The sequence below is a fragment of the Pediococcus ethanolidurans genome, assembly GCF_964062635.1.
In the GTDB taxonomy this organism is placed as follows: Bacteria; Bacillota; Bacilli; order Lactobacillales; family Lactobacillaceae; genus Pediococcus; species Pediococcus ethanolidurans.
In genome coordinates, this window is record NZ_OZ061250.1 from 1,579,960 (window position 1) to 1,605,072 (window position 25,113).

Here is a 25,113-nt window from a genome sequence, read left to right on the forward strand (position 1 = left end):
TCGGAAAGTTCTTCTGTTGCTTCAGACGAACAGGATGTACGAACCACTAATGACGGTTCTAATATAGGAGTATCAATTGCGAAAAGTGCTTTGTCTACACAAAAATTACAGACAGAATCCAGTGCGTTACCATCCACTGAGACACAATCAGATATTCTGAATCTTAATGTTATCCTTACTGATCAAACTGAAACCAATACGGATGGCACGATATCTGTGACTTCTAAAATTGGAACAATTGGAAGTCTTACTAATGTTTATGCCGTTGCTGACTATAATCAGGTTAGGAATATGAATAATCAGATGGTAATGGCAGGAAATGCGATTACCAATGGTTCAGGTACCAGTATTGTTCAAGATATTCTTGGAACTGATTCACGTTTGGTTATGTGTTATGACGCAAAAACTGGTGTGACGACCTTTGCTCTAGTTGATGGTGAGGGGAAAATTCTAACAAACGACAATGGTATCCCTCTAACTTTTAACTTTAGTGGTACCACAAGAACACCTGAAGTTAGAGAACAGGTTGGTGGTGATCTTTGGATTGCGCTAAATTATGGTGGCGCTAATGTTGACGTTAATTTCGGAGAGAAAGATGGTTCGTCATCTGCTGCCGAGAATGATAAGGATGGAATTGATTGGATACCTGGTGAACTATTCTCTATTCCCAATAGTTTTAGTATTCCGGTAAGTTATGTCGATGCTGACACCGGAAACAGTATTCTTCCCACCAGTTCAGCTACTATGACAACTGGTTCTCAATACACAGTTTCTGCTGAAACACCCCCAGTTGGTTATGAGTTGGTTGGTGTATTAAAGGGTGATACTACTCCAGCAACCGGAGTTCAAATTAACGATAGTGAAATTGATAAAACGAGTTCATCAGTTTATGGAACCGTTCAAAATGATTTAGATAATAATTTTATGGCTGATTATTATATTACCCATTATTTATCAGTGGGTGCGACTTACCATTTGACATTACAGGATTATGGGCCAATTGATGAAGGTAATTTTTATGAGTTGACCACCAAGCCAATTGATTTACAAATTACGCGTCTCAATGAGGCTGGTGATATTGAACTTATTTATACAGATTCATCAGGTAATCAAGAAAAAGAAACAATTAATCATGATTATACGCAAACAATTTCTAATTCAGATGATTTTTGGACCGGCATGGAAAATGGTGGTGCAGGAAATAACTTGCGTTCAATTCACAATACAATGAATCTAAGTACACCTGATGAAATTACTTTTGTATATCGAAAAATTGGCACTCAACAAGCTAATCCAGTTATAGTTAACTATGTTGATCAAAACGGTGCAGTAATTTTTAAAAATGTTGTATTGACTGGAATTGTTGGAGATACTTATCAAACCACTGCTGAAAATATTGTGGGGTATACTCTTTCAGAAGTTCAAGGTAATCCAACCGGAACCTTCACTGATCAAACACAAACAATCACATACGTTTATAAGTTGAATGAGAACCAAACAACAGAAACTATGATTTTAGGCGTTCCAGTTGAAGTAACAACTACAATAAATAATACGGATGATGGTAGTAGTGCTACAGTTACTAGTACGAATGCTTCAATTTCCGGTATAGCGCATGATGGAACCACTTTTGTCATTAATAATGTGTATGCGATTGCTGATTTTAATGAAGTCAGAACCATTACAAATCAAAAGGTTATGGATGGGGCAGCGATTGCAAATGCCTATTTAATTGATTGGGTTAAAAATAATTTAGAGAATAATGACAATACCCGTTTTATTTTCTCGTATGATCCAGAAAACAAAAAAACAACTTTGACTTTAACCGATGAAGATGGAAATGTCTTAGCACTTCCAGGGCCTTCATTTGACCCAATTTCGATCAGTTTTACACCAAATGACTTAAAAAATAGTGAATCTGGCTCAGCAAGATCCGTTGTTCAAGTTGGATGGAACTTATTTATGTCTGTGAGTTATGGTGGCGACAATTTGGATGTTAATTTTGCTGATCGTGCATTTGATAGTAATGGTGTGGAGTACTTAGATTGGAATCCAGGTGAACTATTCTCTATTCCAAATCAAAGCACTGTCAATGTGAAGTATGTCGATAAGGACACAGGTAAAACAATTCTTCCCGATCAAACAATTGATATCTCAACTGGCAATACCTATGTTACCAAGGCTGATGAGGCACCAACAGGATATATATTGGTTGGTAAGTTAGATGACGGAACGACTGTTACTGCTGACCAAGCTATTGATGACAATACTATTGAGTATGGTGTTAGCAGCTCAAGTGGTATTTACACACCTGATTATGATCAAAACTTTTTGTCAAATTATACAATCACAAGAAATATTGCAGTAGGCCAAAGTTATAGTACTGTGTTACAAGACTATATTCCAAATCCTGATTTTGGTTTTGGTACTCCACAAATGATTGATCGACAAATCAATATGGTTGTTACTCGTCTAGATGCTGCTGGAGATATTGAGGTTGTGTTAACGGATTTAACGACACACGAGACTCAAAAATATAGCATTAACTATGGAGATTCTGTAGCCTATAGTAATACGAATGATTTTTGGAATAGTTATGAAACAAATCCCCAGGGACCAGGATATACAGTTAGAATTATCAGAAATGAACTAAATCTTAATCCAAGTGCAAATGTGGTTTATGTTTATGAAAAACAATTTGTTTACGGATATCAAAAAGTGACGAGAACAATTAATTATACTGGTGCCGGAGAAAAAACACCTGCTTCAGTGATTCAGACAGTAACTTACAATACGGTTACTAATCGACTTACTGGTGAAACAAGTTATACGCCAGTTGGGGTGTATGGTGAGGTGATTTCTCCTGTAATTAATGGTTATAAGGTGGATCAAGAGTCCGTTGATGAAAAAATTCCAAATGCGATAATGACTGCACCTAACAGTACTGAATTATTGGTAACATATACTCCAGTTATCAATTATGGTGAGGTTACCACAACTCGCACAATTAATTATATAGGCGCTGGTAATAAGGCTCCGGCAGCACAGATTCAAACAATTATCTATAAAACGGTTACGAATGAGGCAACGGGTCAAACAAGTTATACGCCAACCGGTATTTATGCAGCAGTCAATTCACCAGATATTAGTGGCTACACAGTTGATCAAAAATTAGTGAACGAAGTCATTCCAACTTCAACTTTGACAATTCCAACTAATAGTGTGGTGACCGTAACTTATTCACCAATTATTTCTTACGGTAAAATTAATGTAACACGAACGATTAAATATGTGGGTGCAGGATCTAAAACACCTCAAACACAAATTCAAACGATTATTTACAATACGGTCACAGATGAAGGAACTGGTGAGACAAGTTACACGCCAACTGGAGTATACAATCAGGTAGAATCTCCAGAAATCAATGGCTACACAGTTGATCAAAAAGTGGTTCCTGAATTAATTCCTGTTGCAGCACTAATCGCACCAAGCAATAGCACAGTGACGGTAACTTATAGTCCAATAATTGAATATGGGCGAGTCACAACAACTAGGACGATTAAGTATGTTGGTGCAGGAAGCAAAACACCTCAAACTAAGATACAGACAGTTGTTTATAATACGGTCACAAATGAAGGAACTTGTGAAACAAGTTATACACCAACTGGAGTATATGATGAAGTGATCTCTCCTGTGATCGACGGTTATACAGTGGATAAAAAATCAGTACCCGAGGTAACGCTAATTGCCACGCTAACCGCTCCAAGCAATAGCATAGTGACCGTAACTTATTCACCAATCATCACTTATGGTGAAGTTACGACAACACGAACGATCAAGTACATTGGTGCGGGATCTAAAACACCTCAAACACAAATTCAAACGATTATTTACAATACGGTCACAAATGAGGGAACAGGAGAAACAAGCTACACACCAACTGGAATTTATGCAAAAGTAAATTCTCCAGAAATTAGTGGTTATCTAGCTGACCAAAGAATTGTGCCAGAAGTAATTCCCAGTGCAACACTAACAGTACCGACTGACAGTGAGGTGACAGTAGTTTATAGTCCAATATTTAATTATGGACAAGTAATAGTTACCCGAACAATTAAATACGTTGGTGGCAGAAGTAAAACGCCTAAAGATCGAGTTCAAAAGGTCACTTATAATACAGTCACAAATGAAGGAACTGGAGAAACAAGTTATACACCAACTGGAGTATATGATGAAGTGATCTCTCCTGTGATCGACGGTTATACAGTTGATCAAAAAAATGTTGCTGAGGAAATTCCGATTTCTACTTTAATCAAACCTGCAGATAAATTTGTTATCGTAACTTATACGTTAACTAAGAATCTAATTGAAAAACCAGATAAACCTGGTAAATCGGAAACTGAAGGAGGGCCGTCTGTTTTAAAGAAACAACCTTCAAAGCAGAAAATAACTAGTCAAATAGGAGCACCAAGTTCGAAGCTGAAGACGAGAAAACAAGCCTCTAATTTGAATAAAAAGCAAGTTCAAAAGACAGAAATTTTACCACAAACGAATGAGCAAACAACGCAAGAAGTAAGTGCATCGTTGATTGGAATGCTTTTAGTTTTGTTTGGACTTGCGGGTGTAGAGAAACGTAAAAAGAATCATAACAATTGAAAATAAGTCCCAGATCTCTACACGGGAATTTTTATTTTATGTTATGTGTTTATACGATTCTAAAAATACGGCGGTAGTCAAGAAAAATAAAAAAGCTCAGTTATTGAAACCAAATTTGAGGTTTCAGTAACTGAGCTTTTTGCGTAGTCGTAAAACTTGAATTAATCAATTCGTTCAATCTTACCCACAGCAATTGGTAACGTCACATGGGCATCGAATTCGCCGACCATGCCAGCAACCGTTACGGGTAAGTTGAGGTCTTTAGGGACACCATGAATGTAAATAACTCGTTTGTCTAATTGTAAATCTTTGGAACCGAATGCTTTTTCAAAATTAGCTTCAAGTGTTGCTAAAGGGACAACTTTTGTGTAAGTAAAATAGCCATTAGCATCTGAAACGGGATAGCGATTGTGAGGAATATCCATATTTTCTGGAGCATCATCAAAAGGAACCATTGTAGTTCCGGATACAGGTTCAGTTTCCATTAGATCAATAAATCCGTCGTGATTTGTATCTTGCACAGAAGTTGCAATGTCAGCAGCTTTGCCGTTTGGAAAACCGTGAAAATGTTCCCAGTGTTGTGTATTTGCCGGTGTGTCAAACATTTCAATCGTGATAGTTAGCTGGTCGTCGTTTTCGGTAAAATTGGCAGTGCCATGTGCACTAGTACCGATTTTATTAGCGTTCAACGAACCAATGTTCGCTTTATACTTAGCCATAATTAAGAATCCTCCTTTGTAATAATTAAGACCAGTATATAACCATTTTAGAAAATTGAAATTGATATGCATCAATTTGGGGAAATTATTATTTATTCAAGTGTACGAAATTGTGGTTTTTTTTCATGTGTGTCAGCTGCTCAAACATAAACTAAAAATTACAAAATAAGGATGTTTGTGACTGCTAAGCAAGTGAAAAATGACAATAATTTGATTTGTTTCCTAGAATAATTATCTTGGTTCTGTGAGTAAATAGATTTGCTCAGTTTAAAAATGTATGTAACAAAATAATGATGTTTAATCAAAAAGATTTAGTAATTCTAGAAATTAAGTATTTTTTAATGCTGAGGTTTAAAAACTTACAATTCTTGTTTATAGAAAGAAATATAAAATATACGTTTTAATACTGTTTCATCACCTTGATTATTTCTTTCAATTTTAAAAATTGCTTAGACTATGATGGAAATATCAAGTTATCAAGAAAATGGTGACATTTTTATAAAAAGTAGTTAAAATTTTAATTTTTGTACTAATTAATCGATAAATTAAAGTATTTTTAGGAAAAAAGCGAATATAAAGCGAAACAATTAGATGATTTAATCCTACTTTACAGTCTTCCGTGTTATAATATAATTGGCTACGTTTGAAAATTTTAGTATTATTTTATAAATAGGGGATACACAGTATGGAGAATCGACAAAGAAAATTGAAGCGGTTAAAGTTATTACGAGATTCGGGACAACCTAAAGAACATTTCAAAATGTATAAGGTACGTAAAACCTGGTTATTTGCGGGAATTACTGCCCTATTTTTTGGGACAGCGTTTTCTTTGGTCATCCGACAGTCTATGCAGACACTGCCACAGGGGAGCCGACAACAGAAGTTTCAAGCAGTGTTTCTTCAGCAAGCTCTGAAAGTGAAAAGCCTACAAGCGTTTCAGTCACAGTAGGCAGTGAAAGTACAAGTGGTATTTCGAATTCAAATGCCACAACAACTACGGTAAGCAGTACAAGTTCGAGTGCAAGTAGTGCCACTACAGAGGCAACAAAGACAGTTGCGTCTTCTTTAGCAAGTAGTGCGTCGTCATCTTCTATTACTACTGATTCAGCAATTTCTTCGAGTGTCTCAAATGCATCTTCGGTGGCTGTTGCTAGTTTTACAAGCAGTCAAAAAAGTTTAGTAACACCCATAAGCAGTGAAACGGGTTCTGATCAAAATAGTACAGCTTCTAACAGTCAGAGAATTGCAAAAAGTTTGGTAAGAAAGACATCTGCAAGAATTGCTACGGTAGTTGTGGCTTCAGGCGCAACTATTGATACAGGAACTCTGAATGGTACGAATCCAGCCGGAGCAGATGCTGCTACTAGCACTATCAATACTGCTGATGAGGTAACAGATTCGTTTGAAACTACTGGAAGTGCTAGTACTGACACAAATGGTAAAGTAACATTAACAAATGGTGCTGAGCAAAATGGCTCATATGTTTTTGATAACCAAGTGGATACAACAAAAGGATTTACTCTGACAGGTAGTTAATCAAGTAGTAGTTTTAAAGGAACTGGTGGTGGCCTGGGGATCATCATTCAACCAGTGGATCCTCAAGATGCTGGTAATAATGTGAATAAAACGGCGGATGTCGGAATTGATGGACTGACAGATACGACTTTTATTGGTCGGGATTTTTATCCTGATAGTTCTAAAGGTGATACAGTTTGGGGTTCACTTACAATACGACAAACGGATGCTAGCGGTAATATAATTACAACGCCAGCAGCAAATATTACGGTAGGGACTGGTCAGACAAATGTTATTAAAACAGGGGAATATTACACACTAACCTGGGTACCAACGAGTGCTGATACAACAACGGGTAGAGTGACCGGTACACTTAATTACACCACGTATACTGATTCCACTAAATCTACTGTACTGCAAACTACTGGTGCTGTTACTGTTACTCTAAGTGACGCAGTTTCGTTAGCTGCATTTGGTGCAACTGGAGGAACTTCTTCAGTACAAACGGCTGTAATTAGTTCTTTTACTGGCACACGTGTGACAATGCCAGTTACAGTTCATTATGTTGGCCAAAAAAGCAATGCACTTTCGCCTGATGATACAATTATTGTTAATGTAGGCTCAATTTTTGGTGTCGGCGCTGAGACGGATACAGACAATAATACAAACACCTCTGGTACTTATGCTGCAAAGCCAATTGACGGCTATACTTATGGAGCAAGTAGTGCTGAGGTTACGGTTGTTAACACGAATATTACGGCTGGCGCAACCAACGAAATTACGATTACTTATTTAGCCAATACTGGAACACAAACGGTAAACTATGATCAAACTGGTTTACCTAATGGGACAACTGGTGATTTTTCAATACAGACTCAGACTGCTACAGAAGCTTCAACGGAAGATGCAACTAAAGATGCTGCTAGAGGATATGCTGTAGTGGCAGTTACTCAAGTCGCTGGGTACACTTCTTACGTTAGCGTTAATGGTGCAGTTCCTGTGGCAATGAAGTCAATTCCAGCTGAAGATGCTGGAGCTACAGATGAAAATGATATTGTAACGTATACCCCAGCCAGTGATACGACAGCCACAATCAGTTATGTAGATGACGAGGACGGTGGCCAGGTTGTCGGTACGCAGACGGTAAGCGGAGCAACTGATGCGACGGTTAGTTACACAGTGGCCAATCCAGATAGTAGTAAATATAATTTGGTTGATGTTACTGATGGCGATAGCGGCAGTATCAAGTTGACAGCGGATAATACCGACAACGTGACAATTCATGTCACCCACGTAAAGAGTGAGGCAGTAGTACCAACGGATCCAAAGGATCCTAACTATGATTCAACGCATAAGACAATTACTGAAACAATTAATTACGTTTGGAGTAATCCAACGGATCATGCGGCGGGTAATGAGCCAAGCAAAGCAGTGACGGATAGTATTTCCTATACACGAACCGCGAGTGTGGATGCGGCAAATGGTGACGTAACCTATGGTGATTGGACTGCAGTGAATGATGATGACACAATTGATGCCGTCAAAAGTCCAACGATTGCGGGCTATACTAGTGATAAGGCTGACGTCGCAGCTGTAACGGTTAGCGCCGCCACAGTTGGGGATACGACAGTCACAACAATTCCAGTAACTGTAACGTATACCCCAGCCAGTAACCTTGTGTACAGTGAAATTACCGTGACTCGGACAGTCCATTATGAGGGTGCTGGCAGTCAGACACCACAGAATGTTGTTGAGAAGGTCGTTTACAAAACTGTAACTAACAAGACAACTGGTGAAGTTTCATATACACCGCAAGGAGTTTATGATGCGGTTGAAACACCTACGCTATTCGGATACACGAATAGTGGTGATGTGGCCAAATTGATTCCAATGGCGACAACTAATGCACCAAAAGATAGTTTAGTAGTTGTCCAGTACAAGAAGACGACTGACGAAAATGGTAATTCTACTAACTCAGGTAATCCATCTAACCCAGGCGATAGTGGTAGTAACCATAACTCATCGGATCTGGGCAATAGTGGGATTACACATGGAACAGATTCTAATTCTGATACTGGCAACTCAAACGCTTCTGGGAACGAAACAGTTCAAAATCATGTTAAGAATTCCACAGATTCAAAGGTAAAACTAGAAACCTTGCAGAATTCGAATGTTAAGGGTAAATCGAAAAAAATGTTACATCGAATAAAGCTGTAACACTGCCACAAACCGATGAACAACATGAAAATGTGGTTGCATTAATTGGCATGGCAATCTTAGGCGGATCTATGGCATTGTTTGGAATTAAACGTCGAAAACACGATGATGACTAAAAAATTGGTAAAATAATAGTTTTTGTGGGTGCTATCAGAAATGATAACACCTATTTTTTTACCGTTTAACAATTGTTTTCGGTAAATTTTTTTAAAAATAAGCCGCCGATTTATGATGATCAGTACGTTTTCTTAATTTTTGCCAGCTGTTACGTATGCTATAATGTTCAAAGTTAGCACGATTATTTTCACAACCAAGGTGGGTTCATTTTCTAATGAAAAAATTTAAATATTTGGATTATTTTATCGTAGTACCATACGTAATCTTATGCGTATTTGGCATTATCATGGTTTACTCTTCAAGTGCTGACTATTACATTATTAATGGAATTCGTGCCACTAGTTATCTTTTTCGACAATTAGCGTATGTTATGGTTGGCTTTTTAGTGGCGGCATTTGTTTTTGAATTGAAACTACAAAAATTACGCAGTTCAACTTTCTTAAAAATCTTTGCGGCTGGAATGATTATTTCATTTATCTATCTATTGTTCTGGGGCTCGGTTATAAATGGGGCGAAAGGCTGGATTGAATTCGGACCAATTAATATTCAACCGGCTGAAGTTGCCAAACTTTTTCTAACCTTGTATTTGGCAGACATGCTTTCTAAACATAACGATCAATTGGAAAAAGATCCTAAAAGCTATTATCGGGCACCATTAATTATGACTTTAGTGTTTGTTTTGGCGATTTTTTTACAACATGATTTAGGCGGAGCAACGATTAATTTTGCGATCGCACTAATTATCTTTTTTGCCAGTGGCATTGATTATCGGAAGGGAATTGGCGTTATTCTGCTTGGCGTTTCTGCTATGATGTTTGTACTTTTACCATTGGCTTCGAGAATTAATGTCAATACTAAAAATTATATGTTACAGCGAATAGTCGGCTTTGCTCATCCGTTTGAACTTGCAAAGGGTGCTGGCAATCAACTGGTAAATTCCTATTATGCACTAGGTAACGGTGGTGTTTTTGGTGTAGGACTGGGCAATAGTATCCAAAAAAAGGGATACCTACCAGAAGCAAATACTGATTTTATCATGGCAGTTGTCTCGGAAGAATTAGGACTCGTTACCGTTAGTTTGATTTTAATTTTATTGCTGGTAATTGTTGGACGGGCAATTTGGCTGGGAATTCATACCCGAAATATGTATGAAACTTTGATATGCTATGGCCTGGCTACTTACCTATCTGTTCAAACCTTTTTTAATATTGGTGGTGTGACGGGACTTTTGCCAATTACCGGTGTCACTTTCCCGTTTATCAGTTATGGCGGATCAAGTATGTTAGTGCTTGCAGTTGCAATGGGCATTTTACTGAATGTAAGTGCTAATGTGCAACGCGAAAAAAATAAAGATTTAACTTTAATTCGAGAATAATGGTTTGGAGGGGTATTTGTGAAAAAAGTATTAGTTGCAAATCGTGGTGAGATTGCTACACGAATTTTTCGTGCCTGCAAAGAACTGTCTTTACAAACAGTCGCAATTTTTGCGAAGGAAGATGCGCTTTCGGTACATCGTTTTAAAGCAGATGAGGCTTATTTGGTTGGTGCTGGCAAAAAACCAGTTGAAGCTTATCTAGATATTGAAGATATTATTCGAATTGCAAAAGAAAATAACGTGGATGCTATTCATCCTGGATATGGTTTTTTGTCTGAAAACGAACAATTCGCTAAACGATGTGCAGAAGAGGGAATTACTTTTATTGGGCCAAAAGTGGCTCATTTACATATGTTCGGTGACAAACTAGAAGCTAAAACAGTTGCCAACAAGGCTGAAATTGCCACAATTCCAGGCACTAAAGACCCTGTGACCAGCTTTGCGCAAGTTAAGGCTTTCGCAGATAAACACGGATATCCCATTATGCTGAAAGCTGCTATGGGTGGTGGCGGTCGTGGCATGCGAATTGTTAATAAAGACTCTGAATTGCGTGAAAGTTATGACCGAGCTAAAAGTGAAGCCATGCAATCATTTGGTAGTGATGAATTATACCTAGAAAAATACTTACAATCACCTAAACACATTGAAGTCCAAATTTTGGCTGATTCATTTGGCAACGTATTGCATTTGTTTGAACGTGATTGTTCGGTTCAGCGACGTAATCAAAAAGTTGTTGAAATTGCTCCTAGTGTGACCTTGCCAATTGATTTACGAAAACGGATTTGTGAGGCAGCAGTGCGTTTAATGCAGTCTGTACACTATGTTAATGCGGCTACGGTTGAATTTCTAGTTGAAAAAGATCAATTTTATTTTGTTGAAGTTAATCCACGAGTGCAAGTTGAACATACGGTAACCGAGTTAATTACAGATCGTGATATTGTGCAATCTCAAATTTTGATTGCCCAAGGCAAAAATTTATTTACCGATTTACATTTCCCACAACAAAAGGATTTGACCTATCAAGGTGCAGCAATTCAATGCCGAATTACAACAGAAGACCCTTCGAAAAACTTTATGCCTGATACAGGAACGATTGAAACTTATCGTTCTCCAGGTGGTAATGGTGTCCGTTTAGATGTGGGTAACGCATATACCGGCGCAGTAATTACTCCCTTTTTTGATTCTCTATTGGTTAAAGTCTGTGTTCATGATAGCAACTTTAAAAATACGGTTCAAAAAATGTTACGAGTTTTAAATGAATTTATTATTAGTGGCATTCATACCAATATTGGTTTTCTAAAAAATGTTATTAGTCATCCAGTTTTTCAATCCGGTGAAGCGACCACGACATTCATTGACGAAACGCCAGAACTATTTACTGTGCAAGATAATGTTAATCCAACTAATAAATTGTTGACATTCATGAGTAAAATTACGGTAAATGGTACCGATGGTGTTCCCAGTCATGAGAAAAAGTACTATCCAGAAGCCTTAGAAAAATTACAGATTAGTTCACAAAATGAAGTAACTGCTAAGGATATTTTAGATACTCAGGGTGTTTCTGGCTTGCAAACCTGGATTAAAGCTCAATCTCAATTGCTGTTAACAGATACCACTTTAAGAGATGCTCATCAGAGTTTGTTTGCCACACGGATGCGAACGCATGATATGTTGCCCATTGCAAATAAGATTGATCAAGGCTTGCCACAATTATTTTCTGCAGAAGCATGGGGTGGTGCAACGTTTGATGTCGCCTATCGCTTCTTACATGAAGATCCATGGACAAGATTACGTCAGCTACGACAACGAATGCCTCACACGCTATTACAAATGCTTTTTCGAGGTAGTAATGCGGTGGGCTATCAAAACTACTCTGACAATGTTATCAGTGAGTTTATTCAATTGGCTGCCAAAAATGGTGTAGATGTTTTCCGAATTTTCGATAGCTTGAATTGGGTCCCACAGTTGGAAACTAGCATTCAGGCCGTTCGTGATACTGGTAAAATAGCCGAGGCCACAATGTGTTATACCGGTGATATATTAGATGCAAGTCAAAAAACGTATACCCTTGCTTATTATCAGAATTTAGCTAAGGAGCTTGAGCAGGCCGGTGCACAAATTTTAGCAATTAAGGATATGGCTGGTGTCTTAAAACCACAAGCAGCTTATCGACTAATTAGCACGCTTAAAGAAACAATTTCTATTCCAATTCACTTGCACACGCATGATACGACTGGTAACGGAATTGCAACCTATTTGAGTGCTGCCAAGGCCGGTGTAGATATTGTTGACGTAGCAGCTAGCAGCATGTCCGGAACCACTAGTCAACCAAGCTTGAGCAGTTTATATTATGCGATGGATGGTGATAAACGACAGCCCAAGATAACTATCCAAAATGCTGAAGAGATTAATCGGTATTGGAAGGGTGTGCGTCCGTTTTACCAGGATTTTGAAAACGGTATGACTGGTTCACAGACAGATATTTATCAAACCCAAATGCCAGGGGGACAATATTCTAATTTACAACAACAAGCTCAAGCGTTGGGCTTAAAAGGCCGTTTTGAAGAAGTCAAACTGGCTTACAGGCAAGTTAACAAACTATTTGGTGATATTATCAAGGTGACACCTAGTTCGAAAGTCGTCGGCGATATGGCGTTGTTTATGATTGAAAACAACTTGACACCAGACACGGTGTTATCGGAAGGTGAACATCTCGATTTTCCTAAGTCGGTGGTTGATTTCTTTGCAGGAAATTTAGGCCAACCAGTAAATGGGTTCCCTAAACAACTTCAAAAATTAGTATTAAAGGATAAAACGGCAATCACTGTTCGTCCAGGAAGTCTAGCTGCACCGGTTGATTTTGCAAAAGTTAAGCAAAATCTGATTGAGAAAATGCACCGGGAAGTGACTCCTGAAGAGGTTATTAGTGCAATTTTATATCCGAAAGTATTTGATGATTATAATAAGTTCATTGAGGATAATGGACCAGTTAGCCAGTTGGATACCCCAACTTTCTTCCAGGGAATTCGCCGTGGAGAAACAGTTGATGTTGAAGTACGTCATGGCTATCATTTAATTATTAAATTAAATCAGATTGGTCAAGTAGACGAACAGGGACGACGAACACTTTATTTTGAAGTTAATGGTCGCAAACAAGATATTGTGGTTCGAGATTTAAGTGTACATGAAACAGTTGCGACTAAACGAAAAGCTGAACCAACAAATGAAAATGAAATTGGGGCCACAATGAGCGGCTCAGTACTAAGTGTTAGCGTTCAAGCTGGCGATAAAATCGGTAAGGGAGCTAACCTATTAGTTACAGAAGCAATGAAAATGGAAACAACCATCCAAGCGCCATTTGATTGTGTCATTAAGCACGTTTATGTTTCAGCAGGGGATGTGGTGGATACAAATGACTTACTGATTGAAATTGCACCGCAAAAATTATAATTAAGTGATTGAGATCCGAATAGGAGGCAACTATGGAATTTACACTTCAGTCTCGTCAAAGTATCATTATTAACTTGGCAAATTTAAGACAGGTTAAACAATTAAAAAAATTTGGTATTTTATATTACGTTTCAAAAAGTATGAAATATGCTGTTTTGTATACTGATCGAGAGCTTGCACAGAAGGCTTGTATCGCCATTGGTAGATTATCGAGTGTAAAGCATGCTGAAATTTCACCACGTGCGGATTTACGAATGAATTTTGACGATGAACAAACAGCAGATTTTAAACGAACAAGTGAAGATTAGGTGATAATATGCGAGTGGTATCTGGAGATTTTGGTGGTCGCCGTTTAAAAGCCGTTCCTGGTGTAAAAACACGACCAACTACAGATAAGGTAAAAGAATCAATGTTTAATATGATTGGTCCTTATTTTGATGGCGGAACTTCATTAGATTTATTTGCTGGTAGTGGTGGATTAAGCATTGAAGCTGTTTCTCGAGGAATTGATAAGGCAGTCTTAGTGGATAAACAACGGCAAGCCATTCAAACTATTGAGCAAAATGTGGCGGTGACCAAGGTACCTGCCCAATTTGAAATTATTCGACAAGATGCGAATCGCGCCTTGACAATTTTTGCTGATCAGGCAATGCAATTTGATTTGGTTTTTCTAGATCCACCGTATAAATTGCAAAAAATTACTAAAGAAATGACCAAAATGGTTAGTTTAAATTTATTAAAAAACGGTGCAATTATCGTTTGTGAAACTGATCAGTTTGCAAAACTGCCGGAAGTACTACCAGGTTTTACACTGTGGAAACGGCAAGATTATGGTATTACTGAGGTTAGCATTTACCAATTTGAAGCAGGTGATTAAATGAAAATTGCGGTTTTCCCTGGAAGCTTTGATCCATTAACAAATGGCCACTTGAATATTATCAAACGTGCTAGTAGGCTTTTTGATGAACTTGTAATTGCTGTCGCTGTCAATACCAGCAAGTCAGCATTGTTTAGTTCGGAAGAAAAAGTGCAACTAATTGACGAGGCGGTCAAGGATTTAACAAATGTTCGCGTAATTACTGTTCAAGGTCTCACTGTAGATTTATTTAAAGAGTTAAAGGCAACCACATTAGTGCGTGGTCTCCGTGATGAAGAGGACTACCGCTATGAACGGCAAATTGCCGAAATGAATCATCAGTTGGAAAATTCTGTTGAAACTGTTTTTTTAATGGCGCGACCACAGGATACGTATGTGGCGTCCAGCATTATTAAAGAAATTGCTAAAATGCATGGTGATATTTCCAAGTTTGTGCCTCAAAATGTGGTGCAACCTTTAACAGATAAATTTAAGTAAGGAAGATGCTTTTTGGCACGAGTACAAAAATGGTTAAAAAAATATTGGTTATTATTAGTTGCCGTGGTGCTTTTAATTATCTTCCTATTTTTACCACTACCGTTTTATGTGGAGGGACCTGGAACTGCAGATCAATTGAGTCAGTATGTTAAAGTTGCCCATCAACGTGATCAAAAGAAAGGCAGTTTTCGTATGACGACTGTTTCAGTGATTAAAGGCACGCCAGCAATGTATGTATTTGCCAAGGTAATGCCCGATTATGAGATAGAATCGCTGAGTGATATTACGGGTAATCAAGATAATGCAACCTACAACAAAGTACAAACTTTTTATATGCGTAGTGCAATTAATCAGGCGATTTATGTAGCTTATCGTGAGGCTGATAAATCAGTTAAGGTACACTTTAAAGGTATTTATGTTCTCGAAATCATGAACAATTCGCAGTTCAAAAAAGTTTTGCAAGTTGGTGATACGATTACTGAGGTCAATCATCAGCGGATAGTTAGTGCAGAAGATGCCATGAAAAAAATCAAAGCACATTCAGTTGGAAGCTCAGTTACAATAACGTATCAGCATAATGGTAAGACAAAAACAGCAACTAGAAAATTAGTTCGCTTATCGACCGGTAAACCAGGAATTGGAATTGGTTTAACTGATAATAATAAGGTCACAACCAAAATTCCGGTTTCAATTGATCCGCATAACACGGAAGGGCCTTCTGCAGGATTGATGTTTACGCTTCAAGTTTATAGTCAACTGAGTAAACAGAATCTACGTAAGGGACGTAATATTGCTGGTACCGGAACGATTGCGACTGACGGCTCCGTTGGCGAAATTGGTGGCATTGATAAGAAGATCGTCGCAGCAAAAAAAGCGGGGGCAACCATCTTTTTTGCACCTTATGTTAAGCCAACAAAACTAATTGAAAAGTATGAACCAAATCATCTAACAAATTATCAGTTAGCCAAAAAGACAGCCAAACGAGTTGATCCTAAGCTTAAAGTGGTTCCTGTTCAAAATTTTGAAGATGCCGTAAAATATTTGCAAAAAACTAAATAATAGTTAAGGAGATTTTTAATTATTGAAACTAGATAATAAATAAAAATCTCTTTTTATTTTTGCGTATTTTTTAGTGAAGGGATGTGAAGGAGTGTGATTGAGGAGCTTTGGGAAAACTATAAAAAATATATTCTAATTGGCGGTGGTGTGCTACTGGTTATAATGGTGGTGTTTTTGTTTATGCGAAAAAGTAATTCACAGGCGAGTTCTAATTCAGCATTGATGAATGGGGCTGACGAGTCTTCAACACCAACTACGATAAGCAGCGCGGCAAGTTCTACAGATACCACGGTGACAGCAAGTAGTTCTGCTGTGAGTTCATCAACAAGTGAATATATTTACGTTGACGTTAAGGGAGCTGTCAAACATCCGGGAATTTTTAAGGTTAAGAGTTCAATGCGGGTGGATGATGCGATTAATTTGGCTGGAGGGATGCAAAAAACAGCGGATCGAAAACATATCAATTTGGCACAACGGTTAACTGATCAGCAGGTAGTCTATGTGCCAATTCGTGGAGAAATCAAAGGGGCAGCAACGGGAACTGTTGATGCAGAAATGGCACCGTCAACTACATCAGATTCGACAGGTGAACAGGCGTCCACCACTGATAGTTCTACGTCATCTGCGGCTGATGGAACCAGTGGATCAGGTACAGTTAATTTGAATACAGCAACTAAGGAACAGTTACAAACGTTAACTAATATTGGTGAAAAGAAAGCAGATCAGATTATTCAGTATCGAGAAGCACACGGTAAATTTAAAAGTGTTGATGAATTAAAGGAAGTTCAGGGAATCGGAGATAAAACATTTGAAGCACTAAAACCGCAACTAAGTGTATAGGTTTTTAGCAATTATTTGGTATACTTTAATTTAAAGAAGGAAGGCATTTTTATGAGTGATAAACGAATCCCATGGGATCAGTATTTTATGACACAGGCCGTATTGTTGTCGTTAAGAAGCACTTGCACGCGACTTTCAGTGGGTGCGACGATCGTTCGTGATAAGCGGATTATTGCTGGCGGTTATAATGGGTCAGTTTCTGGTGATGTTCATTGTATTGATGAAGGTTGTTATCTAGTTGATGGACATTGTGTGAGAACAATTCATGCGGAAATGAATGCAATTTTGCAGTGTGCTAAGTTTGGTGCTGCAACTGAAGGTGCCGAAATTTATGTAACTGATTTTCCTTGTTTGCAGTGTACTAAAATGATTTTACAAGCAGGCATTAAAAAAATTCATTATCTTCGTAACTATCACAATGATCCATATGCAATGAATCTTTTAAAGCGTATGAACATTGAAGTTCAACATGTTAAATTTACCGATGAAGAAATTGCAGCAGTTTCAATGGACAAAATTTTAAATCAAGACTAATTTTGAGACTTTTCCATGGTTTTTTATTGCAATTCTAAGTATTCTTCTTGATGCTGTAATAACATCCCATGTTTGGTTATTAGTGACTGTCCTTATTTATTGGCTTTTTCGTGTGGTTTGCTTGCGTGATAGACCAATGATTTATTGGACAATAGCAATCGGAATCTTTTTTGCAGGTCTATTTTGGTGGCACAGTGCCAGTTTAAAACAACACACGATGTCAAATCAGGCAAACTGGCAGGGAATTTTGAGAGTTCAACCCGATGAAATTAAATGTCAGGGTGATTATTTTCAATTTACAGGCATAGATGATGATCATCATCAATTGCGAGTATCCGGGTATTTGAAAACGGAACAAGAAAAACGACGATTAGAAAAAATTCGTCATCCAGTAAAAATGTTAGTGCGTGGCCAAATTCAAACAATTGATCAGCCAGGAAATCAAAACCAATTTAATTATCGTACCTATTGTTTTTCAAAAGGTATTACCAACTTGTTGAGTAAGACAACGGTAGTAAATTGGCAAAAAAATCGATCCACTAATCCGATAGAGGCCATTTTAGGGCTGTTACATACATGGCGAAACGATATGCGCCTTTATTGTCAGCAATTGCCAAAATTGATGCAAACATACGCATTGAGCTTATTGATTGGGTTTAAAGATGAAGCTTTTGATGAGGATATGGAAGGAGTCACAACACTTGGACTCTTACACTTATTTAGTTTGTCAGGATTGCATGTCTTTTATTTTTGTTCGTTGTTGAAACAATTTTTCTTACGATTAAGATTTACCAAGGAAACAACTAACATACTCCTAATTTTATTTTTACCAGCTTTTTTAATTATTGGTGGCGGATCAGGTAGTTTATTTCGTTCAATCATGATGGCAGAATTAGGTATATTAGGAACTAAATTAAAACGACATACACAACTAAATGTGTGGAGTATGACAATGCTGGTGAATCTGGCCTTTGATCCGTACGTAATTTTAAGTATGGGTGGTCAACTCAGTTATCTTCTTTCATTTTTACTCATCTTTGTAGGTAACTATTCTTCGTTTAAACGAGCATGGGTTTTAAATATAGTAAGCTTACCAATTATTTTGTTTCACACTTATCAGTGGCATTTATTAACGTCGTTTGCTAATTTCTTGATAATCCCAATTTTTTCTAATTTTGTTATGCCCTTGGTAATTGTGAGTGCGGCCACCTTTTGGTTGATGCCGCAACTTAGTGACTGGCTGACAATGGGGTTGCAGGTGTTTCATCAATTAGTCACTTTGCTAAGTAAGCTTCCAGGACAAATTGTTTTTGGAAAACCGACGTTAGGATTTACAGCGATATTATTGATTATTTCTTTAGCATGGATTGCATTTCCACGTTATAAAAAGTACTTTCGTTGGCTCCTATTGGGGTGTTATCTGAGCGGCTTTATTTGGATTCATTTTCCACTCCATGGTGAGGTTACCTTTGTTGATGTTGGTCAAGGTGATAGTATTTTAGTTCGAATGCCATTTAATCACTCCGTAACGGTTATTGATACTGGAGGTAAGGTGGGATTTTTAAAACCGGCTTGGGCAAAAGGAGCGGAAAAAAAGCATCTTCCGCCCGTTTTGAACTATTTGCATAGTCTGGGAATATCGCGAATTGATTCCCTTTGTTTATCACATCAGGACGCCGACCATATTGGCGACGCTGGCGTTTTATTATCTAAAATTAAAGTGGGTCAGGTAATAATCCCTAAAGGAATGGAGAATTCCCGTGGCTTTCAAACAAAAGTTAGACCATACTTAAAAAAAGCAAGGTTGTTTCCCGTCCTTGCAAATCAAAAAATAGCTAATTTACCATTTGAGATTGTTCATCCGTTTACAGAAGGAAAGGGTGAAAACCATGATTCCTTAACATTATGGGGAAAATTTGGAACAGATAATTTTATTTTTTCAGGTGATTTGGATCAAGCAGGCGAACGAGAAATTATTGCCCATTACCCACAATTACAAGCTTCGATTGCCAAATTAGGGCACCATGGCAGTAAAACGGCTTCGGCTAAAGATTATTTAGATAAAATTCGTGTTAAAATTGGAGTTATCTCGGCGGGAAAAAATAATCATTATGGACATCCCAATCCAGAAACATTGCAAACATTGAAAGAACTGAAAATTCAATCTTTGTCTACGATTGACGAAGGGATGATTAGTTATTACTTTACGCCACAGGGATTTACAAATTGGCGTTTTGTACGGAGGAATTATGAAAAAGATACAGTACACTGAATTATTAAAAAATTTGGCTTCAAATCAAACGCAACCAATCTATTTAATCTTAGGACAAGAGGATTATTTAGAACAACAAATTCAAGATGCTTTTCAGGCGTTAGTTCCCAGTGAGGAACGAGAAATGAACATTGGTAACTATGATATGGAAATCACATCACTTGGAGTGGCATTAGATGATGCCACCTCGGCCCCTTTTTTTGGCGAACGTCGAGTTGTTTTCGTTAGGAATCCGTACTTTCTAACTGGCGAACGGCATAAGGGAGGCCCTGATCAAGACATTGAGGGTTTACAAGCGTACATTGATCGTCCGGTTGACTCGACTGTTTTGGTACTTTTTGCTTCATATAAAAAACTAGATGGTCGAAAAAAGATTGTTAAAACATTAAATAAGCAAGCAACGACGATTCAAATTGGAAATTTGAATTCGAGTCAGATTAATCAACTAGTCAAAAATCAACTTAATTCAAAAAAGTATACAATTTCATCGGAAGCATTAGATCAATTGCTTTTTCGCACGGATTCAAAATTAAGTAGAATGATGAATGAGTTGCCAAAATTAATGCTTTATAATATCAAAGAAAAAAAGATTACTGCCGAGTCTGTAGATGCGTTAGTTTCCAAAAGCTTGGATCAAAATGTATTTGATTTAAGCAACGTGGTGCTACAAAAAAAATCGAAAGAGGCTATTGATATTTATCAAAGTTTAATTACCCAACAGGAACAACCATTGAGAATAAACGCTGTGTTGGTTGGTCAATTTCGTTTACTTTTGCAAGTAAAAATTTTGCAGAATCAAGGATTTTCACAAGGGGATATTGCGGGAAAACTGAAAGTCCATCCTTATCGCGTGAAATTGGCAATGCAGACTAGTCGGCATTTTTCGATGCAGGATCTGACAATGGGGTACACAGGATTAACAGACTTAGATCTTCAGCTTAAATCTACCCAAAAAGATCCCGAACTCTTGTTTGAATTATTTTTACTTAGATTTATTGGTCAACAAATTGCTTAAAAATGCCGAAAATAAAAGCCCTGAGATAAAAATCTCAAGGCTTTTATTAGTTTCATAAATTATTTAGCAAGTTGTTTTGTTAAACGTGACTTAGTACGAGCAGCTTTGTTAGCTTTAATTAAGCCTTTTGTTTTAGCTTGGTCAAGCTTACTGATTGCTGTAAGATATAAGTCTTGTTTGTCGTCAGAGCCTTTAACAGCTGCTGATTCGAATTTTTTAACTGCAGTACGTAACTTACTTACTTGTGATTGGTTACGTAAAGCTGCTTTTTCGTTAGTTTTTACTCGCTTCATTGCGGATTTAATAACTGGCATTTGATTCACCTCCACTGATCTGAAATCAATACTACAACAAGTGTTATTATACAGAAGACGAGTATTTAATGCAATAAGAAATTGTCAAGTAACATTACTTGATAGGCAAAAATGCCTAGTTTACGAGTAGAAAAAGAACTTAGACTTGTGTTTTATGAGAAAATTAGGTAAGATATACTTTGTGCATTGAGCACGAACCCATACTTGATTTATCGAATCACCAACGATTAACCCAGTTTCGGGCAATATAAAAAAGGGGTGAAAATAATGGCAATTTCACAAGAAAAGAAAAATGAAATCATCAAGAAGTATGCGCGTCATGATGGCGATACAGGTTCTACAGAAGTCCAAGTCGCTGTTTTAACTGCAGATATTAATGAAATTAATCAGCATTTAAGCGTTCATAAGAAGGATTTTCATTCACAACGTGGTTTGATGAAGAAAATTGGTCATCGTCGTAATTTGTTGGCTTACTTACGTCGAACAGACATTCAACGTTACCGTGATTTAATTGAATCATTAGGTTTACGTCGTTAATAGTTTTAAAAAAGCGAGGCTTAGTGCTTCGCTTTTTTTGTACAATTAATTTGATCATGCTGGTTTAAAAATTCCATCTTTAAAGAAAATTTAATAACTTTCAAATACTTGAAATACAACTCTATTGATAAAATGTGGTAAACTTAAAGCAGTTTATACGTCGAGACAGAATAAATTTGTAATAGCGCAAAAAAATGTAATTCAGTAAGAATGAACGAATTTTTGGGTTAAAACAGTACTAAATAAGTGATATTTGGGCTGGCGAACTAAAAAATTCATCTGAAATTTTACATTTGAATTTAAAAAAGAAAGCCGTTTTGTGATATTAGGTTCATTTTAAGTTCGCGTATTTTGATAGATAAACAAGTGAATAATGAAAGCAATTAAAAATTTTGAGGTGGAATGAATGAGTAATAGTATTAAAATTATCCCTTTTAGTGGGGTACGGGAAAACGGTAAAAATATGTATGCCGTTGAAGTTAATGATTCAATATACGTGTTGGATTGTGGTTTGAAATATCCAGAAAATGAATTACTTGGAATCGATGTGGTTATTCCAGATTTTTCATATTTAGAAGATCATAGTGACAAAATTGTTGGTGTCTTTTTAACTCATGGACACGCTGATGCCATTGGGGCTTTACCCTACTTTTTGGATAAGTTTCCAGTGCCAGTATTTGGTTCTGAAATGACCATTGCCTTAGCCAAATTAAATGTTGAAAAAGATAATAAATTAAAGAATTTTAAGGATTTTCATATTGTCAATGAAAAAATGGAAATAGATTTTGGCGATGTGACCGTTTCATTTTTCAAAACGACCCATTCTATTCCCGAATCTTTGGGTATTGTTTTAAAGACAAGCGAGGGACAGATTGTCTATACCGGTGATTTTAAATTTGATCAAACAGCTTCGAGTGAGTATGCGACTGATTTTGGTCGATTGGGACAAATTGGTGCAAATGGTGTTTTAGCTCTTCTAAGTGAATCAGCAAACGATGAAAATCCCAAACCATCGACAAATGAACGTGATATTGCAAATTATATTTTGGAGACCTTCAAATATCATGAAGGTCGAATTGTGGTAGCCTCCGTTGCCTCTAATATTTTGCGAATTCAACAAGTATTAGATGCCGCTGCACAATCAGACCGCAAGGTAGTACTTACCGGACATGATTTAGAAAGAATTGTAAACACGGCTTTAGATCTGAAAAAGCTACATTTACCAACGGATGATGTAATTGTTCCATTCAATAAACTAAACAGTTTAGATAAAGAACGCACAGTTATTCTTGAGACTGGCAAAATGGGTGAACCAATTAAAGCACTACAAAAAATGGCTAATGATCCAGGTAAGGGGATTCATATCGATCCAGGAGATCTAGTATTTATTACAACCACACCATCGCATGCAATGGAAACCACCGTGGCTAAGACCAAGAATATGATTTATCGTGCTGGTGGCGAAGTTAAGGCTATTTCTGATGATTTAAATGCTTCAGGACATGCTAGCAAAAATGATCTGCAATTGATGATTAATCTTTTAAAACCGGCCTATTTGATTCCTATCCAGGGTGAATATCGGTTGTTAAATACGCATGCACAACTTGCACGTGAAGTCGGAATGGCTGATGATCATATTTTCTTAACCCAAAAGGGCGATGTTTTAGAGTATAAAAATGGTGAAATGCATTTAGGACAAGGAATTGAAGTTGGCGATACCATGATTGATGGAATTGGTGTTGGCGATATTGGAAATATTGTGTTGCGTGATCGCAAGATACTATCAGATGACGGTATTTTTATCGCGGTTGTGACCATTGACCGAAAGAAAAAACTGATTATTGGGGAACCTAAAGTTACATCACGAGGATTTGTTTACGTGAATAGCAGCCATGATTTACTCAAAGAGAGTGCTTCAATTGTGACTGAGGTGGTACAAAATAACCTTGATAATAAGGAATTTGATTGGGGTCATTTAAAACAGGACATTCGAGAAAAGATTAGTCGTTACTTATTTGATCAAACAAAACGACATCCAGTAATCCTTCCTGTCATTATGGAAGTTAATCAGCACCATCGAAAAGCGCCAGTAAAAGCACCAAGAAAAGTTGAAGAGAAATAGTTAAGAAACTGGTAATGTTGATTGTTAGACATCACCAGTTTTTAGATTCGGAGGTTTTATGTGAGTAAGGCACAATTATTTAAAATTAAACAGGCTATTGCAGATGAACAATGGGAAAAGGCGTTGAATCTAATTGAACCATCTGTAAGTGAATTGCAGAATAATTCACAGTTGAATTATTTTTTTGTATTAAGTCTCTATAAAACAAAGCATTACCTTGAGAGCTTAAGATACGCAAATGACCAGTACAACTTCTATATAAGCAGTTTGAAAACACAGAAACTTTATTTTTCTATTTTACTTGCTTGCCAAAATTTTTTAGATGCCTATGCTTTTTTAGAAAATTTAAAACAAGTTCATGGTGAGAATGTCGCCAATTTTACGAGTGAATTAGCGGATAAAGAAGCTGAAGTGAGGCAACAAAAAGTTACCTTAAATCAAAAATTAAAAAAATTTTATCATTTGGGCGATTTGTCGATAACAGCTTCGCATGATGTCCTTCAAGAATCCAAACAACTACCAGCTACTGAGTATTTCCAGGCGGCTCAGTTTATTTTTCTTGATCCTTTTGTCCATCCGCTTATACGCGCAACGGTTCTTGAAAATGTTATTTCTTTAAAATTAAGTCAAAAAATTCAATTTTATTGGATTGATAAACAGAACCATGAAGTAGATTTAGCCAAGCTTACGCGAATCTTAGATAATCAAATTCAGCGAAAATTTAATAAACTTTTACAACAAAGACTAGCAAACCAGGATCCAATTTTATTAGAGGGAATTGTAAAAGATAAAAACCTCTATTTGAGTTATGTTTATCCATTTGCTGACCAAGTGTTTAAAACGCCGGAATTATGGGTAAATTACTGGATTGACGATTATTACGGTCGTGCACATGCCAACACACTAGAAAATCAAACGATTAGTAAGTGGCAAAAGAAGTTTCAGACCCTTACTAGTGAGCTTTTTGAAAATTAATGAAACAAAGTAAGCAAAAAGCTATAAATAATGTAACTTTTTTGG

General features: G+C 37.1%; 20 protein-coding genes. 18 read left to right on the forward strand and 2 right to left on the reverse strand.

Annotation, left to right across the window (positions count from 1 at the left end; genetic code table 11):
• Positions 1-90: 90 nt before the first annotated feature.
• A complete protein-coding gene (locus AB3219_RS07855) occupies positions 91-4,653 on the forward strand; it encodes a mucin-binding protein (protein ID WP_367369390.1) in 4,563 nt (1,520 codons plus the stop codon).
• Positions 4,654-4,814: 161 nt separating this feature from the next.
• Here the strand turns inward: AB3219_RS07855 and AB3219_RS07860 are convergent, their stop codons facing one another.
• Positions 4,815-5,375: a hypothetical protein gene (locus tag AB3219_RS07860; protein ID WP_216754351.1), complete on the reverse strand. Its 561-nt coding sequence runs from the start codon at positions 5,373-5,375 to the stop codon at positions 4,815-4,817.
• Positions 5,376-6,057: 682 nt separating this feature from the next.
• On the opposite strand from AB3219_RS07860, the gene AB3219_RS07865 reads away from it, so the two are divergent.
• From AB3219_RS07865 to holA, 14 genes are all read left to right on the forward strand, one after another.
• Positions 6,058-6,321: a KxYKxGKxW signal peptide domain-containing protein gene (locus AB3219_RS07865; RefSeq protein WP_216762714.1), complete on the forward strand. Its 264-nt coding sequence runs from the start codon at positions 6,058-6,060 to the stop codon at positions 6,319-6,321.
• Between the two features lie 191 nt (positions 6,322-6,512).
• Complete coding sequence (locus tag AB3219_RS07870; protein ID WP_216754342.1) at positions 6,513-6,908, forward strand: lectin-like domain-containing protein; 396 nt, start codon at positions 6,513-6,515, stop codon at positions 6,906-6,908.
• A 54-nt stretch (positions 6,909-6,962) separates the two neighbouring features.
• Positions 6,963-9,104: a mucin-binding protein gene (locus tag AB3219_RS07875; RefSeq protein ID WP_260365126.1), complete on the forward strand. Its 2,142-nt coding sequence runs from the start codon at positions 6,963-6,965 to the stop codon at positions 9,102-9,104.
• 2 nt (positions 9,105-9,106) lie between these two features.
• The gene (locus AB3219_RS07880) at positions 9,107-9,220 is read left to right on the forward strand and encodes an LPXTG cell wall anchor domain-containing protein (protein ID WP_367118088.1); all 114 of its coding nucleotides are present in this window, start codon (positions 9,107-9,109) and stop codon (positions 9,218-9,220) included.
• A gap of 215 nt (positions 9,221-9,435) precedes the next feature.
• Positions 9,436-10,596, forward strand: coding sequence for an FtsW/RodA/SpoVE family cell cycle protein (locus AB3219_RS07885; protein WP_216754344.1), 1,161 nt, complete (start codon positions 9,436-9,438; stop codon positions 10,594-10,596).
• An 18-nt stretch (positions 10,597-10,614) separates the two neighbouring features.
• Positions 10,615-14,046, forward strand: coding sequence for a pyruvate carboxylase (locus tag AB3219_RS07890; protein ID WP_260365127.1), 3,432 nt, complete (start codon positions 10,615-10,617; stop codon positions 14,044-14,046).
• 32 nt (positions 14,047-14,078) lie between these two features.
• On the forward strand, positions 14,079-14,354 hold the full coding sequence (locus tag AB3219_RS07895) for a YlbG family protein (protein WP_216754346.1): 276 nt from the start codon (positions 14,079-14,081) through the stop codon (positions 14,352-14,354).
• Between the two features lie 8 nt (positions 14,355-14,362).
• Positions 14,363-14,923 carry a 16S rRNA (guanine(966)-N(2))-methyltransferase RsmD gene (gene rsmD, locus AB3219_RS07900; RefSeq protein ID WP_057807929.1) on the forward strand — a complete coding sequence of 187 codons (561 nt, stop codon included), beginning with the start codon at positions 14,363-14,365 and terminating at the stop codon, positions 14,921-14,923.
• Positions 14,924-15,400 carry a pantetheine-phosphate adenylyltransferase gene (gene coaD, locus AB3219_RS07905; protein WP_216762718.1) on the forward strand — a complete coding sequence of 159 codons (477 nt, stop codon included), beginning with the start codon at positions 14,924-14,926 and terminating at the stop codon, positions 15,398-15,400.
• Between the two features lie 12 nt (positions 15,401-15,412).
• A complete protein-coding gene (locus AB3219_RS07910; RefSeq protein ID WP_216762719.1) occupies positions 15,413-16,459 on the forward strand; it encodes a SepM family pheromone-processing serine protease in 1,047 nt (348 codons plus the stop codon).
• A 93-nt stretch (positions 16,460-16,552) separates the two neighbouring features.
• Positions 16,553-17,299, forward strand: coding sequence for a helix-hairpin-helix domain-containing protein (locus AB3219_RS07915; protein WP_260365128.1), 747 nt, complete (start codon positions 16,553-16,555; stop codon positions 17,297-17,299).
• Positions 17,300-17,350: 51 nt separating this feature from the next.
• Positions 17,351-17,833 carry a ComE operon protein 2 gene (locus AB3219_RS07920; protein ID WP_057807937.1) on the forward strand — a complete coding sequence of 161 codons (483 nt, stop codon included), beginning with the start codon at positions 17,351-17,353 and terminating at the stop codon, positions 17,831-17,833.
• A 58-nt stretch (positions 17,834-17,891) separates the two neighbouring features.
• Complete coding sequence (locus tag AB3219_RS07925; RefSeq protein ID WP_263749507.1) at positions 17,892-20,105, forward strand: DNA internalization-related competence protein ComEC/Rec2; 2,214 nt, start codon at positions 17,892-17,894, stop codon at positions 20,103-20,105.
• Positions 20,083-21,120 carry a DNA polymerase III subunit delta gene (gene holA / locus AB3219_RS07930; RefSeq protein WP_216754350.1) on the forward strand — a complete coding sequence of 346 codons (1,038 nt, stop codon included), beginning with the start codon at positions 20,083-20,085 and terminating at the stop codon, positions 21,118-21,120. The genes AB3219_RS07925 and holA overlap by 23 nt, the downstream gene beginning before the upstream one ends.
• Positions 21,121-21,179: 59 nt before the next feature.
• Here the strand turns inward: holA and rpsT are convergent, their stop codons facing one another.
• A complete protein-coding gene (gene rpsT, locus AB3219_RS07935; RefSeq protein WP_057784501.1) occupies positions 21,180-21,434 on the reverse strand; it encodes a 30S ribosomal protein S20 in 255 nt (84 codons plus the stop codon).
• 267 nt (positions 21,435-21,701) lie between these two features.
• On the opposite strand from rpsT, the gene rpsO reads away from it, so the two are divergent.
• The 3 genes from rpsO (at position 21,702) to AB3219_RS07950 (ending at position 25,068) form a co-directional block, all read left to right on the forward strand.
• Complete coding sequence (rpsO, locus tag AB3219_RS07940; RefSeq protein ID WP_057808147.1) at positions 21,702-21,971, forward strand: 30S ribosomal protein S15; 270 nt, start codon at positions 21,702-21,704, stop codon at positions 21,969-21,971.
• A gap of 406 nt (positions 21,972-22,377) precedes the next feature.
• Complete coding sequence (locus AB3219_RS07945) at positions 22,378-24,093, forward strand: ribonuclease J (RefSeq protein WP_216754430.1); 1,716 nt, start codon at positions 22,378-22,380, stop codon at positions 24,091-24,093.
• A gap of 60 nt (positions 24,094-24,153) precedes the next feature.
• Positions 24,154-25,068 (forward strand): hypothetical protein, encoded by a 915-nt coding sequence (locus tag AB3219_RS07950; RefSeq protein ID WP_260365130.1) that lies wholly within the window; start codon positions 24,154-24,156, stop codon positions 25,066-25,068.
• The last annotated feature ends 45 nt before the right edge of the window (positions 25,069-25,113 follow it).